Annotated in this window: 13 protein-coding genes; 12 read left to right on the top strand and 1 reads right to left on the bottom strand. The window is 67.9% G+C overall.

What is annotated here, in order from left to right; translation table 11 throughout:
• Positions 1-31 precede the first annotated feature (31 nt).
• A complete protein-coding gene (gene rsmD / locus ACFQQD_RS10155) occupies positions 32-595 on the top strand; it encodes a 16S rRNA (guanine(966)-N(2))-methyltransferase RsmD (protein WP_378088891.1) in 564 nt (187 codons plus the stop codon).
• Here rsmD and ACFQQD_RS10150 read toward each other — a convergent pair.
• Positions 589-1,839: an aminotransferase class I/II-fold pyridoxal phosphate-dependent enzyme gene (locus ACFQQD_RS10150; protein WP_378088889.1), complete on the bottom strand. Its 1,251-nt coding sequence runs from the start codon at positions 1,837-1,839 to the stop codon at positions 589-591. The two genes, rsmD and ACFQQD_RS10150, sit on opposite strands and share 7 nt — an antisense overlap.
• Before the next feature lie 23 nt (positions 1,840-1,862).
• Between ACFQQD_RS10150 and coaD the strand changes: the two genes are divergently transcribed.
• The 11 genes from coaD to ACFQQD_RS10095 all read left to right on the top strand — a co-directional run bounded on the left by coaD (position 1,863) and on the right by ACFQQD_RS10095 (position 13,568).
• A complete protein-coding gene (coaD, locus tag ACFQQD_RS10145; RefSeq protein WP_378088887.1) occupies positions 1,863-2,333 on the top strand; it encodes a pantetheine-phosphate adenylyltransferase in 471 nt (156 codons plus the stop codon).
• A 35-nt stretch (positions 2,334-2,368) separates the two neighbouring features.
• Entirely contained in the window at positions 2,369-3,280 is a 912-nt protein-coding gene (gene galU, locus ACFQQD_RS10140; protein ID WP_378088885.1) for a UTP--glucose-1-phosphate uridylyltransferase GalU, read from the top strand.
• A 236-nt stretch (positions 3,281-3,516) separates the two neighbouring features.
• The gene (locus ACFQQD_RS10135) at positions 3,517-4,044 is read left to right on the top strand and encodes a YceD family protein (protein ID WP_378088883.1); all 528 of its coding nucleotides are present in this window, start codon (positions 3,517-3,519) and stop codon (positions 4,042-4,044) included.
• 2 nt (positions 4,045-4,046) lie between these two features.
• Positions 4,047-4,250: a 50S ribosomal protein L32 gene (gene rpmF, locus ACFQQD_RS10130; RefSeq protein ID WP_378088881.1), complete on the top strand. Its 204-nt coding sequence runs from the start codon at positions 4,047-4,049 to the stop codon at positions 4,248-4,250.
• Between the two features lie 7 nt (positions 4,251-4,257).
• Entirely contained in the window at positions 4,258-5,004 is a 747-nt protein-coding gene (gene rnc, locus ACFQQD_RS10125) for a ribonuclease III (protein WP_378088879.1), read from the top strand.
• On the top strand, positions 4,997-5,884 hold the full coding sequence (gene mutM, locus ACFQQD_RS10120; protein ID WP_378088877.1) for a bifunctional DNA-formamidopyrimidine glycosylase/DNA-(apurinic or apyrimidinic site) lyase: 888 nt from the start codon (positions 4,997-4,999) through the stop codon (positions 5,882-5,884). The genes rnc and mutM overlap by 8 nt, the downstream gene beginning before the upstream one ends.
• Positions 5,885-6,023: 139 nt before the next feature.
• On the top strand, positions 6,024-7,289 hold the full coding sequence (locus tag ACFQQD_RS10115) for an LCP family protein (protein ID WP_378088875.1): 1,266 nt from the start codon (positions 6,024-6,026) through the stop codon (positions 7,287-7,289).
• Between the two features lie 3 nt (positions 7,290-7,292).
• Positions 7,293-8,573, top strand: coding sequence for a glycosyltransferase family 4 protein (locus tag ACFQQD_RS10110; protein ID WP_378088873.1), 1,281 nt, complete (start codon positions 7,293-7,295; stop codon positions 8,571-8,573).
• Positions 8,570-9,820: a UDP-N-acetyl-D-mannosamine dehydrogenase gene (gene wecC, locus ACFQQD_RS10105; RefSeq protein ID WP_378088871.1), complete on the top strand. Its 1,251-nt coding sequence runs from the start codon at positions 8,570-8,572 to the stop codon at positions 9,818-9,820. Before ACFQQD_RS10110 ends, wecC begins: the two co-directional genes overlap by 4 nt.
• A complete protein-coding gene (locus tag ACFQQD_RS10100) occupies positions 9,817-11,586 on the top strand; it encodes a glycosyltransferase family 4 protein (RefSeq protein WP_378088869.1) in 1,770 nt (589 codons plus the stop codon). Before wecC ends, ACFQQD_RS10100 begins: the two co-directional genes overlap by 4 nt.
• Before the next feature lie 5 nt (positions 11,587-11,591).
• On the top strand, positions 11,592-13,568 hold the full coding sequence (locus tag ACFQQD_RS10095; RefSeq protein WP_378088867.1) for a glycosyltransferase family 4 protein: 1,977 nt from the start codon (positions 11,592-11,594) through the stop codon (positions 13,566-13,568).
• Positions 13,569-13,570 lie beyond the last annotated feature (2 nt).

Genomic DNA, 13,570 nt, shown 5'->3' with positions numbered 1-13,570 from the left:
CGAGGCCACCCCGAAGGGAGACGGACACCATATGCCCAGGATCATTGCCGGCCACGCCGGGGGACTGCGACTGACCTCGGTGCCGGGCGACGCCACTCGCCCGACTACCGACCGGACCCGGGAGGCCCTGTTCTCGTGGCTCGAGACCCGGGGCTGGCTGGAGGGCACCGCCGTCGTCGATCTGTATGCCGGTTCGGGAGCTCTCGGTGCCGAGGCGGCCAGCAGGGGAGCCGACCGGGTGCTGCTGGTGGAGCGGGACCGGCGCGCCGCCGGAGTCTGCCGCAAAAACGCCGACGCCGTGAACCGCAGCGTGGGACACACCGTGGTGCAGGTCGAGATGGGATCCGTGGAGCGCGTGCTGGCCGGTCCCACTGGAGCCGGGCCGTGGGACCTGGTCCTGGCCGACCCGCCGTATCCGGTGGACGGGGAGGAACTGCGCCGAACCCTGGAGGGGATCGCCGCCGTGCTGGTTCCGGACGGGCTGCTGGTGCTCGAGCGCTCGGTACGCAGCGCCGAGCCAGTGTGGCCGGACGGACTGGAGTTGCTGGAGGCCCGCACGTATGGCGAGACGGTGCTGTACTACTGCCGTCACTGACGGCCAACCACATCCCCGAGGTCCCGCAACCCCTGCAATCGCACCACGGCCTCGTCCACGACGGCCGGCTGTTTGCAGAACGCCCAGCGCATCCAGGACCGGAACGGCACGGCTCCGTCGGACTCTCCCGTCGGCCGGCACAGGGCGCTGACCGGAATACCCACGACGCCGGCTCGTTCGGCCAGTTCTTCCGCGGCCGCCGCGGCATCGGGCACCCCGAGTACACCGAGGTCCGTCACCGTGAAGTAACCGGCGGCGGGGACGACGGGGTCCAGTCCGGCCCGGCGCAGTCCCGAGACGAGTCGATCGCGCAGAGCGCGGTAGCGATCGCGTTGCTCGGCGAGGAATGCATCCCCCTCACCCAGCGCCTCGGCGATGGCCCCTTGATAGGCCGGTCCGGAGGAGTAGGTCAAGAACTGCTTGACCGCCCGGACCGCTGTGACGAGTTCGGCCGGACCGGTGACCCAGCCGACCTTCCATCCGGTCATCGAGAAGCTCTTCCCGGCGGACGACACCGTCAACGTGCGTGCTGAGGCGCCCGGCACGGCCGCGACCGAGTGGTGGCGACCGTCGACGCCGTCGTACACGAGGTGCTCGTAGACCTCGTCGCTGAGGATCAGCACATCGTGCCGGGCGCAGACCTCGACGATCCGGGAGAGCACCTCCGGCGGGACCACGGTGCCCGTCGGATTGTGCGGGGAGTTCAGCAGCAGAACCCGAGTACGCTCGGTGATCGCCTCCTCCAGAGCCGTGGCGCTCGGCTGGAAGTCGGGTGCGGACAGGGGGACGGTGATGAACGCGGCCCCCGAGACGGCGGTGACCGCGGCGTAGGAATCGTAGAAGGGCTCGAAGCTGACCACCTCATCGCCCGGACCGGTCAAGGCCAGCAGCGCGGCCGCGATCCCCTCGGTGGCACCAGTCGTGATGACGACCTGGCGGTCCGGATCCAGCCCGATGCCGTAGTGGCGCTGCTGGTGTTCGGCCACAGCACGGCGCAGCGCGGGCAGCCCTGCTCCGGGGGCGTACTGATTGGCCCGGTTCCGGCCGGACAGGATCGCCTCGGCGGCCAGCCGCCGGACCCATTCGGGACCGTCGTCGTCCGGGAAGCCCTGCCCGAGATTGACCGCTCCATGGTGCTGCGCTAGCTGAGTCATCGTCTCGAAGATCGTTGTTGCGTGGACGGCGGGCCGGTCGGCCGGCAGGACTGGTGTGACGTCAGGGTGAACTCGTCGTGCGGCGGGCATGAGCCCCATAGTATGTTCGATTCATGCGCCGAGCCGTCTGCCCCGGATCCTTCGACCCCTTGCACAACGGTCATGTCGAGGTGATCGCCCGGGCCACCAACCTCTTCGACGACGTCATCGTGGCCGTGTCCACCAACTACGCCAAGCACCACCGCTTCGACATCGACACCCGCATCGAGATGATCCGCGAGACCGTCTCCTCCCTCCAGGGCATCTCGGTCGTTCCGATGGGGGACGGTCTCCTGGCCGAGTTCTGCCGGAAGGCCGGCGCCAACGCCATCATCAAAGGCCTGCGCAACACCGCAGACCTGAACTACGAGATGCCGATGGCGGCGATGAACCGGCACCTCACCGGCGTCGAGACGGTGTTCCTGCCCACTGACGGACGCTACGCACACCTGTCCTCCACCTTGATCAAGGAAATCGGCCAGCTCGGGGGAGACGTCTCCGAGTTTGTTCCACGTGCCGTGATGCGGCGCTTGAACGAGTCCTGAGTCCCACCGGAAACCGGAAAGGTTATTCTTCCCCCATGACTGAGCGCTCCCAGAATCCTCGTACCAAGAAGGCCGTGATCCCCGCAGCGGGGTTGGGAACCCGGTTCCTGCCGGCCACCAAGGCCATGCCCAAGGAAATGCTGCCGGTGGTGGACAAGCCCGCCATTCAGTACGTCATCGCGGAGGCCAAGGCCGCCGGCCTGCAGGACATGCTGATGATCACCGGCCGCAGCAAGCGCGCCCTGGAGGATCACTTCGATCGGGTGCCGGCGCTGGAGCGGAGCCTCGAACTCAAGGGTGACTTCGGCAAGCTGGAGAAGATCCAGGAGGCCACCAACCTGGGGAACATCCACTATGTCCGCCAGAACGACGCCAAAGGCCTCGGGCACGCTGTGTGGTGCGCCAAGCAACACGTCGGCCGCGAGCCGTTCGCCGTCCTGCTCGGTGACGACCTGATCGACGAGCAGGACGACCTGCTCACGCGCATGATCGATGTCCAGCAGGAGAAGGGCGGCTCGGTGGTGGCCCTGATGGAGGTGCCCCGCGAGAACATCTCCGCCTACGGCGTGGCGGAGGTGTCCACCGTGTCCGGTGGGCCCGTGGACGTGGTGCGGGTCAACGGGCTCGTGGAGAAGCCCTCGGCAGACCAGGCACCGTCCACTCTGGCCATCATCGGTCGATACGTTCTGGATCCGGTCGTCTTCGACATCCTGGAGCGCACGGGCCCCGGTCGCGGCAACGAGATCCAGTTGACCGACGCCCTGCAGGTGATGGCCGAGGGCGAAGGCGAGGGGTACGGGGTCCACGCGGTGGTCTTCAGCGGTAAGCGTTATGACACCGGGGATAAGCTCAGCTATCTCAAGGCCGTCATCGAGCTGGCCAGTGCGCGTGAGGATCTGGGCCCCGAGCTGCGTCCCTGGCTCAAGGAGTTCGCCTCCGAGCTCTGACGCCGGCATCACCAGAGACCATTTGGTGGGTGGGGCTGCAGCCGCTAGACTGGTCAGTCGGTCCTGAGGGTTCTTCCCTGCCCGGATTCCGCTGGATCGCTTCTGACGGAATCCCTGCCGCCACCACTGTCCGTCCGGAAGGAATGCTGATGTCCACGCCATCCTCCCCGGCCGCAGCCGGAGCAGCGGGTGCTTGGGTAGTACCTGTCAGAGACCTGGTGCGCAGCCCAGGGTCCATGCGGACTCTGGAAGAGCAGTGGCCAGCCCCCGAGGCACTGTCCACTCCGCTCATCGGCATTCCGGCTGGTTCAGCCGTGGACGTCGATCTGCGTCTGGAATCGGTCCATGAAGGCATTCTGGCCACGGGTGAGGCGCACGCCGAGCTGGTGGGAGAATGCAGTCGTTGCTTGGACCCGATTCGGGACGGGATCACCGTTGACCTGCAGGAGTTGTTCCTCGCGTCTCCGTCAGAATCTGATGGTGGAAGCGACGAAGAGCGCCTGGTGGTCCACGAAACGGTGGATCTGGAACCGGTCCTGCGGGATGCCGTGGTCACCGCCCTGCCGTTCCAGCCGGTCTGCCGGCCGGATTGTCAGGGACTGTGTGCCGAATGTGGCATCCGGCTGGACGAGGCTCCCGATGACCACGTCCACGAACAGATTGACCCGCGCTGGGCAGCCTTGGCTGCACTGACGGACTCAGCCGAGACCGGCGCCGCCGGCCCGGACCAGAAGACCTCATCCGACGAGACAGAAGAGAGATAGCCGTGGCAGTTCCGAAGCGGAAGATGTCCCGTTCCAACACCCGTTCCCGCCGCTCCCAGTGGAAGGCCACCGTGCCTCCGCTGGTGAAGTCTGTGGAAAACGGTCGCGTCACCTACAGCCTGCCGCACCAGGCCAAGGTCGTGACCGACTCCGCTGGTACGGCGCTGTTCCTGGAATACAAGGGCCGCAAGGTCGCCGACGCCTGAGGTGCCCATGGCACCCACTCCGTCAGCTGAGAACCGCTCGATGCGCGAGCACCGAGCGAGAACCGAAGACCTGCGCCAGCGTCTCGGGGTCGATATCGACCCCGAGACGCTTGTCCTTGCCCTGACGCACCGTTCGTACGCCTACGAGCACGGCGGACTGCCGACGAACGAACGGCTCGAGTTCCTGGGCGACTCTGTGCTGGGTTTCGTGGTCACCGACCACCTGTATCGCCAGCACCCTAGCCTGCCGGAAGGCGACCTGGCCAAGATGCGTGCCGCCGTCGTCTCCACGCGCGCCCTGGCCTCGGTGGCGCGCACCATCGGAGTCGGCTCCTCCATTCTGCTCGGCGAGGGGGAGAAGCGCACCCACGGTGCGGACAAAGACTCCATTCTGGCCGACACCATGGAGGCGCTGATCGGCGCCACCTATGTGGATCAGGGGCCGGAGGCCGCTCACGATCTGGTGCACCGCCTGGTGGTGCCCCTGTTCCAGGACAAACTGGCGATGGGCGCCGGTACCGACTGGAAGACCCATATCCAAGAAGCTGCTGCGACGGGCGGACTCGGTTCGATCGAGTACTCCATCGACTCCACCGGCCCCGATCACGACAAGGTCTTCACCGCGACGCTCCTGATCGGCGGAAAGGCATACGCCACCGGCACCGGATCGTCGAAGAAGGAAGCCGAGCGCGAGGCAGCGGCCCAGTCCTGGCCGCAGGTCTCGGCGGCCGCCGAATCAGCCGCCGGTGCCTGAACTCCCCGAGGTGGAGGTCGTCCGCCGCGGAGTGAGCCGGTGGGCGGCAGGTCGGACCGTGACGGACGTCGAGGTCCTGGACGCTCGCTCCACCCGCCGGCACGACGGCGGCCCCGTCGCCTTCGCGGACGCGCTGACGGGAATGACCCTGGCCGCCCCGGAGCGGCGCGGCAAATACCTCTGGATTCCCCTGACCGGGCCCGAGGGGTCCGGAACGCTGGCCGTCGTCGTGCACTTGGGCATGAGCGGTCAGCTGCTCGTCAACGCTCCGTCGGATCCAGATCCGAAGCACCTGCGCATCCGGATCGGACTCCACGCTGAACAGGGCGAGGAACCACGAGAGCTGCGGTTCGTGGATCAACGGATCTTCGGCGGGATGTTCCTCGCCCCGTTGATACCGGCGACAGACCATCCGGAACAGTCGCTCCCGGCGCCCGTGGCGCATGTGGCGCGCGACCCGCTGGATCCGTGGTTCGAACCGGAGGCGGTTCATCAGCGCCTGGTGCGGAGACGGACCGGACTCAAGCGGGCCTTGCTGGATCAGACCCTCGTCTCCGGCATTGGCAATATCTACGCGGACGAGGCCCTCTGGCAGGCTCGCCTGCATTTCGACCGGCCCACCGGGACTCTCGACCGCACCGATACGGTCGGAGTGCTCGAGGCGGTCACCGCGGTCATGGCCAAGGCCTTGGAACAGGGCGGGACCAGCTTCGACTCCCTCTACGTCAACGTCAATGGCGAATCGGGCTACTTTTCTCGGAGCCTGAAAGTCTATGGGCTCGCAGGGCAGCCCTGCCAGCGCTGCGGCGGGCCGATCGTGCGGGAGAAATTCATGAACCGCTCGAGCCACTTTTGCCCGCGCTGCCAGCGGAGACAGTGATGTGAGTGGCGGCGCCGGTCCATCGGTGACATCAGAGCGCGCTTTCCCCGGACAGGAGCGTCCGGGCACGTCGGAGGACGGGAAGACCAGAGAAGCGGTCTAGGATGGGACGGATCTTTCTGTGTCGATGGGAACCCCTGTGTCTCGTAACGAGAACCACGAATATGCGCCGCGCCGGGCCAGTAGCCGCCCGCGGCGGAAACGCCATACCGTCCGCAACGCCTTCATCGTGGCCGCTGCACTGCTGGTGCTCGTCCTGGTGTTCGTCGGGATCTACGTCGGTTCCGTCGCCACCACCTTCAACGACCAGCGCCAGACGGTCGATGCGGGCATCGCGACGTCGGCAGCAGCCGAGGAGGGCGCGCTGAACATCCTGGTGATGGGCTCGGACTCCCGGGGTGAGGGCGAGAACACGGCCGAGAACAAGGGCGAAGACGGGGTCCGTTCGGACACGATGATGTTGGTCCACATCCCCGAGGACCGCCAGGACGTCTACGTGATGTCCATCGTGCGCGACCTGTGGGTGGAGATCCCCGGACACGGGGAGCGCAAAGTCAACGCGGCCCTGTCCCTGGGCGGATACCCCTTGGTGACGAAGACCATGGAGAACCTCCTGGGCCTGAACGTCGATCATCTGGCCGTGATCGACTTCGAGGGGTTCAACGGACTGACCAGCGCCCTCGGCGGCGTGCAGGTCTGCAATCCGAATGTCTTCTCCTCCGGCCAGGTCAACCCGTCCTACTTCCCCCAGGGTGAGATCCTGCTCCAGGGCCCGGACGCACTGCGCTTCGTGCGTGAACGCAAGGCCTTCCTGGGTGGAGACTTCCAGCGGGTGGCCAATCAGCAGCGTTTCGTCTCCGCCATCGTGGACCAGGTCCTGACCGTGGACACCCTGGCCAACCCTCAGCGGGTGATGGATGTGGTCAACAGCATCGTTCCGTTCCTCTCCGTGGACGACGGTCTGGACGCCGCGACCATCGCCGGCTACGCCATTCAGCTCAACGGCATCCGTTCCAATGACATCAACACGTTCACCATCCCGCACGGGCCGCCGGCCGAAGGCCCGGGCGGCGCCTCCATCGTGGAACAGGATCCCGAGGGCATGGCGGAGCTGCGGTCCGCTCTGCAGCGGGACGACCTGGAGTCGTTCCTGCAGGAAGACTCGGAGGCCGACAGCGGCGGTAATAACGACGGCGGCAACGACGACCCGACGCAGAGCGAGTCACCGGGGGAGACGGCCGCCTCCGACCCCGAAGGCACGCCACCGGGCGCGTCCGCCTCGCCGTCGTCGCCTGACTCCTCCTCCACGTCCTCCGCACCTGATGACGCCGCCTCCACTTCCGGCACCGCCTCGGCCACGGCCCAGGCCCCGGCCCCGCCACCGGCGCCCTGCGCGGGGGCCTGAGCCGTGCGGCTGCTGCTGATCACCCACTCCTACCGCCCGGAACGGACCCCGCCGCAACGACGTTGGGAAGCGTTCATCGGCTCGTTCCGCGAGGCCGGGTGGGACGTCGACGTGGTGGTTCCGGAACCGGACCGCGATCAGATGCCGGTCGAGGGCGGTGACCTCGGGAATCAGCGCCGCACGTCGTGGGAAACCGGCCCGGCCGGCGAACGCCTCTGGCGCACGCGGCGGATACCCGGCCTGGGAAGGACGCGCGACGGTCGGTTTCTCGGTCACATCGCGCATGCTCTGGCAGCCGTCCCGGCCTCGTTCCGTGCCGGGCGACCGGACGTCGTCGTGATCACCGTGCCGGCGCTGCCCACGGTGGTCGCCGGCTGGGCGGTCTCGCGACTGCGCGCTGCACCGCTGCTCGTGGAGATGCGCGACGCCTGGCCGGATCTGGCCCGCGAATCCGGCGTGAAGGCCGGCGCGCTGAGCCGGCTGATGGAATCCCTGGTGACTGGCACGCAGAAGGCCGCGGACCTGGTGGTCACGGTGACCGAGGGGTTCGGAGAGCGTCTGCGAGAACGAGGCGTCGGACCGGTCGAGGTCGTCGGCAACGGGGTGTCGCTGGCCGACATCGAACCAGTGCCGCCCAGGACGAGAACAGCCGGTGAGCTCCACGTGCTGTATCTGGGCAATCACGGGGAAAGCCAAGGGTTGGAGACGGTCATCCGCGCCGCCTCTCTGGTGCAGTCCGGACCCGAGCGCATCAGCGTTCGGCTGGTCGGCTCCGGTACCCAATTCGAGGCTCTGGCGGAACTCAACGATCGGCTGGGCGGTCCGGTCGAGATGCTCGGTCCGGTCTATGGGGCCGAGCTGCGGGAACAGTACGCGTGGGCGGACACCTGCCTGGTCACGCTCCGGCCGGACTGGCCGAGCTTCGAGTGGACCGTTCCCTCCAAGACGTACGAGCTCCTCGCGGTGGGCCGCCACATCACCGGAGTCGTCACCGGAGAGGCTGCACGCATTCTCCGGGACTCCGGTGCCGCCGACATCGTGGACGCCACGCCCGAGGCACTGGCCCGGACCTGGACGCGATTGGCCGCGGACCCGACGTCGACGGTCAAGGACGGCACCGGCCGCCAATGGGTGGCCGAACACGCCGACCTACCCGGGCTCGGCCGCCGCTTCGTGTCCTTGGCACGGGACGTGGCCGAGGGCCGAGCCTATAATCGCCAGGTGTCGTTCTGCCGTCGCAGGACCATCCACCCTGGAACATTCAACGAAGGACTCTCTCTATGACGGACATTGCCAGCGTCGCCGTGATCGGCCTGGGCTACATCGGGTTGCCGACGGCGGCGATCCTTGCTGAGAACGGTGTCCGCGTGCACGGCGTGGATGTCAGCCAGCGCACGGTCGATGCGGTCAATGCCGGAGAGGTTCCGTTCGTGGAGCCGGAGCTGCATGATTTCGTGGCCCGCGCTGTCCAGCGGGGGATGCTCTCGGCCACTCAGGACACTCCTGCGGCGGATGCCTACATCGTTGCGGTGCCGACCCCGTTCCACGAGGACAAGAGCCCGGATCTGTCCTATATCGAGGCGGCCGGCCGGGGGTTGGCCCCGCGGTTGTCCGGTGGGGAGTTGGTGATTCTGGAGTCGACTTCGCCTCCGGGGGCCACCGAGCGGTTGGCCGAGGTGGTCTATGGTGAGCGCCCGGATCTGGCGGGGGAGCGCAGCGTGCAGTTCGCGCACTGCCCGGAGCGGGTGCTGCCGGGCAAGGTGATGGCCGAGCTGGTGAGCAATGACCGGATCGTGGGTGGGTCCACGCCGGAGGCGGCTGAGCGGGCCAAGGGGTTGTATGAGCGGTTCTGTGTCGGGGAGATCCTGCTGACTGATTGCCGGACCGCGGAGATGGCCAAGCTGGTGGAGAACTCCTTCCGGGATGTGAACATCGCGTTCGCCAATGAGCTCTCGATGATCTGCCAACAGATCGGCATTGATGTGTGGGAGCTCATTGAGTTGGCCAATCATCATCCGCGGGTGAATATCCTGCAGCCGGGTCCGGGTGTGGGTGGGCATTGCATTGCGGTGGATCCGTGGTTCATCGTCAATGCCGCGCCCGATGCGGCGCGGTTGATTCGCTCGGCGCGGGAGATCAATGATGCCAAGCCGGAGTGGGTGATTCGGCAGGTCAAGGCGGAGGCTTTCGATGTTCAGCAGGCCACCGGGCGGGCTCCGGTGATCGCGGCGTTGGGGTTGGCGTTCAAGCCCAATATTGATGATCTGCGGGAGTCGCCGGCGTTGGGGATCACCACGAAGATGGCTGAGCAGTTCACGGGTAGCCGGATTCTGGCGGTCGAGCCGCATATCGAGGAGCTTCCGGAGTCTCTGGCGGGTCGGGACAATCTGCAGTTGGCCGGTGTGGACGAGGCGTTGGAAGCGGCCGATATCGTCGTGCTGCTGGTCGATCACCGGGTTTTCGCTGATCTGGGTCCGCGGGTCGCGGGCAAGCGGGTCGTGGACACCCGGGGGCAATGGCGAGACCGGTGACCGATCGGGGTCCCTCCGGGGTTCCCTGGCTGGCCAATGCTCTCGTGACCGCCCAGACGGTCCGCGCCGAACTGGCGCACGATCCCGTCCAGTTCGCCCTGCAGGTCTCCCGGCGGCTGCCTCACGCCGTCTCCACTCCGGCCGCGCGTCTGCTGACGACGACCGGTCGTCTCGCGGACGGCGCCCTGGCCGCCGTCGGTCATCAGATCCTCGGTGACGATGAGGCGGCACGGCATTCACTCGGCGGCCGGGGCCGCGGATCCCGTGGGACCGCACTGCTGGCGACGGCGGCGCTCGGCTCGGACGACGACGGCACCGCCGCAGCGCTCTTGGACGCCGTCCCCGCGGAACACCGCGGAGCGGGGTGGCACGCGGCCGCGGCTCGACTCGCCCTGTACCGCGGAGAGCTGACCGCAGCGGTCGATCTCGCGCGCCGGCACCGGAGCAATCGCATCCTCGCTCGCCGGCTGGACGCCGAGCGCCGAGCACTGAACGGCTACCGACCGCAGTTCGGACCGGTCCACCCGGGTGAGGCCGTTCCGGGACGGGTCCTCCACGTGCTCAACAGCTCGCTGCCGCACACCAGCAGTGGCTATACACAGCGCAGCCACAGCGCCTTGCGCGCTCTGTCCGAGTCCGGATTCGACGTGCACGCGGTGACCCGTCCCGGTTACCCCGTCGAAGTGGGCATCCCCTGGGCGCGCCGCGAAGACTCCGTGGACGGCGTTACGTACCGACGGTTGCTGCCGGCAGGATTGGACCAGGACGCCGTCGGCAGAGTCGATCAGTACGCCCGGCTGCTTTCCACCGAGGTCGAACGGCTCCGTCCGGCTCTGCTGCACACCACCACTCACTACACCAATGCTCTCGTGGTGGCCGCCGTCGCCGAAGCGCACGGACTGCCCTGGGTCTATGAGGTCCGCGGGCAGCGCGCCGACAGTTGGGCTGCCACCCGGGCGCCGGAGGCCGTGGACTCGGAGTATTACCGGGCATTCACCGCCCGCGAGGCGGAGAGCGCGCGGCGAGCAGACGCCGTCGTCACCCTGGGTGAGCAGATGCGCCGTGTCCTCCTGGACGCCGGCGTGGACGCGGCCTCGATCCGGCTCTGTCCCAATGCCGTCGCCGAACAGTTCCTCCCCGAGCCGCCCGGACGAGTCGAAGCCCGTGCCCGGCTGGGACTCGATCCACAGGATCTTCTGGTCGGGACCGTGTCCTCCGTTGTGGACTATGAGGGATTGGATCTGCTGGTGCGAGCTGCGGCGCGACTGGCCCCGTCACATCCGCGCCTGAAGGTGCGCATCGTCGGCGACGGGGTGGCACTGCCGGGACTGAAAGTGCTGGCCGAGCGTCTCGGGATCGCGGACCGCTGCCAGTTCACCGGCAGGGTGGACCGGTCCGAGGCGATCTGGAATCACGCCGCGCTCGATGTCTTCGTGGTGCCCCGGCGGGACCTGCCCGTCACGCGCAGCGTCACGCCGATGAAGTCGGTGGAGGCCTCGGCCACCGGGCGTCCCGTGGTCGCTTCGGCGCTGCCGGCACTCGCAGAGCTCGTGCAGGACGGCGTCACCGGACAGTTGGTTCCGCCCGACGACGACGCCGCATTGGCGACCGTCCTGGGGGAGTTGCTGGCCGACCCTGAGCAAGGCCACCGGTTGGGCGCGGCTGGTCGGCGGTGGGCGCTGGACACCCGGACCTGGGAAGCGAATTCCCGCACGTACACTCAGATGTACGCCGATCTGGGGGTCGCCCCCGTCTCAGCAGCTTGAACACCATGAAGGAGCCGCCCGTGCAGCCCGAGCCGATCGAGGAGATGCCGTCCGAGGCCGATCTGCAGGCGGAAGTGGATCTGTTGCGGCGTGAGCTGCTGGCGGTCCATGACGAGCTGACTCGGCAGACCGCGGAACGTCAGGCGCTGTCCGGCCGGCTCAGCGCGTTGACCCTCGACATCCCCGGTGGGGCCCTCGGTGCCCTGAAAGGCCGCGCGAGGGAGATTCGCCGGCGGGGGATCAGCGTCGTCAAGGACGCCGCCTCTGGCCGCTTGGGACCGAAGGCGGCGCTGATCGAGGCGCTACGGATCGGCTACGACCAGCTCGGCAGTGTCCCGGCGGCTGCCTTGGCGGAGATGATCCGGCTGCGCCGGGCTGGCCGGGAACGCCGGTATGCCGGTGCCGGACCACTGACCTCGCTCGACCCGAAGGAAATGGAAGGACCGAGGGCGCAGCTGTGGTTGGACCTGCTCGCCGACCGTTACGACGCCACCTCCCCGGTGCACTCCGCCTATCTCGATGAGTTGCGGCGACTGGCCCAGCGTTCCGGGTCCATCTCCACCTCCCTGGACGCGGTGGCCCGCGCAACCCACGAATCACCGCGCATGGCGGGGATGCTCGCTGAGCTCAACGGCAGGGCGATGGAACTCTCCGGCTGGCTGCCGCGCCTTCCCGGTCCGGCCGAGCCGCTGACGCCGGCCCGACCCGGAGGGCGCAAAACCGTGCTGCACCTGGTGAAGGAATCGCGGCCGTACTTCTCCAACGGGTTCACCTCCCGCAGTCACCAGAACTTCAAGGCGGAGCAGGACGCCGGCTGGGAACCGGTGGTTCTCACCGAACCCGGTTTTCCCCGATCCGTGGTGGGCGCTGACTTCCAGAAGGTCGAGGTGTACGACGGGATCGAACACCGACGGCTGGACACCGGGGTGGACTACGCCAAGGTGCCCGCGGACCGCTGGCAGGAGGACTTCGCGTGGCTGGCCTGGCAACAGGTCCGTCAGATCCGCCCGGACGTGATCCACGTGTCCTCCGGGCGACGCGGTTTCGAAACCGCCCTGGTGGCACTGGCGCTCAAGGAGAAGACCGGGATCCCGGTGGTCTACGAAGTCCGGTCCTTCTTCGAGGCTAACTGGACTCCGGAGCTGGACCTGGAGGAGTCCGGTGAGATCTTCCGCCGCCGCATGGAGGTCGAGACTCGATGCATGCAGCTGGCCGACCACGTTCTCACGCTCGGCACCGCCATGCGGGACGAGATCATCTCCCGCGGCATTCCGGCCGAGAAGGTGAGCCTGGTGCCCAATGCCGTGAACCTGGAGAACTTCCGTCCGGCGCCCCGCGACCCCGAGCTGGCCGACCGATACGGCATCACCATGCCGACGTTCGGCTATGTGTCCAACATGGACCACCGGCGCGAGGGCCAGGACTACCTGATCGAGGCCGCCGCCCGGCTCAAGGAGCGGGGCATCGAGGCCCAGTGCGTCCTGGTGGGCGGCGGCGGACGCCTCCGCACCCTGCAGGGCCTGGCCGCCCGGTGGGACGTCGAGGACCGGGTCGTCTTCACGGGCCCCGTGGACCATGCGGAGATCTCGTCGCTGTACGCGCTGATCGACGTCTTCGTCGTCCCGCGCATCCACGAGCGAGCTGCCGAGTACGTCACCCCGCTCAAGCCCTTCGAGGCGATGGCGATGGAACGGCCCGTCGTCGTGTCCGATCTGCCGGCGCTCACCGAGATCGTCGAGGCTCCCGCCCGCGGCCGGACGTTCAGGGCAGAGGACGTGGACTCCCTGGCCGACGTCGTCGCCGAACTGCTCGCCGATCCGGCCGAGCGCGAGCGGCTGGGCCGGGCCGGCCGGACGTGGATCGAGGATGAGCGGCAGTGGAAGCACAACGGGCCGCGGTACGCCGAGGTCTTCGACCGGCTCAGCGCCTCCGCTGTGGGCGAAGGCGTGAGCGAAGCCGCCCGACCGACCGAAGGAGCGTAGAG

This window comes from Citricoccus sp. GCM10030269 (assembly GCF_042665635.1).
In the GTDB taxonomy this organism is placed as follows: domain Bacteria; phylum Actinomycetota; class Actinomycetes; order Actinomycetales; family Micrococcaceae; genus Citricoccus.
Note: the sequence above shows the minus strand (reverse complement) of the source record. Positions and strands in the feature narration are given on the sequence as shown.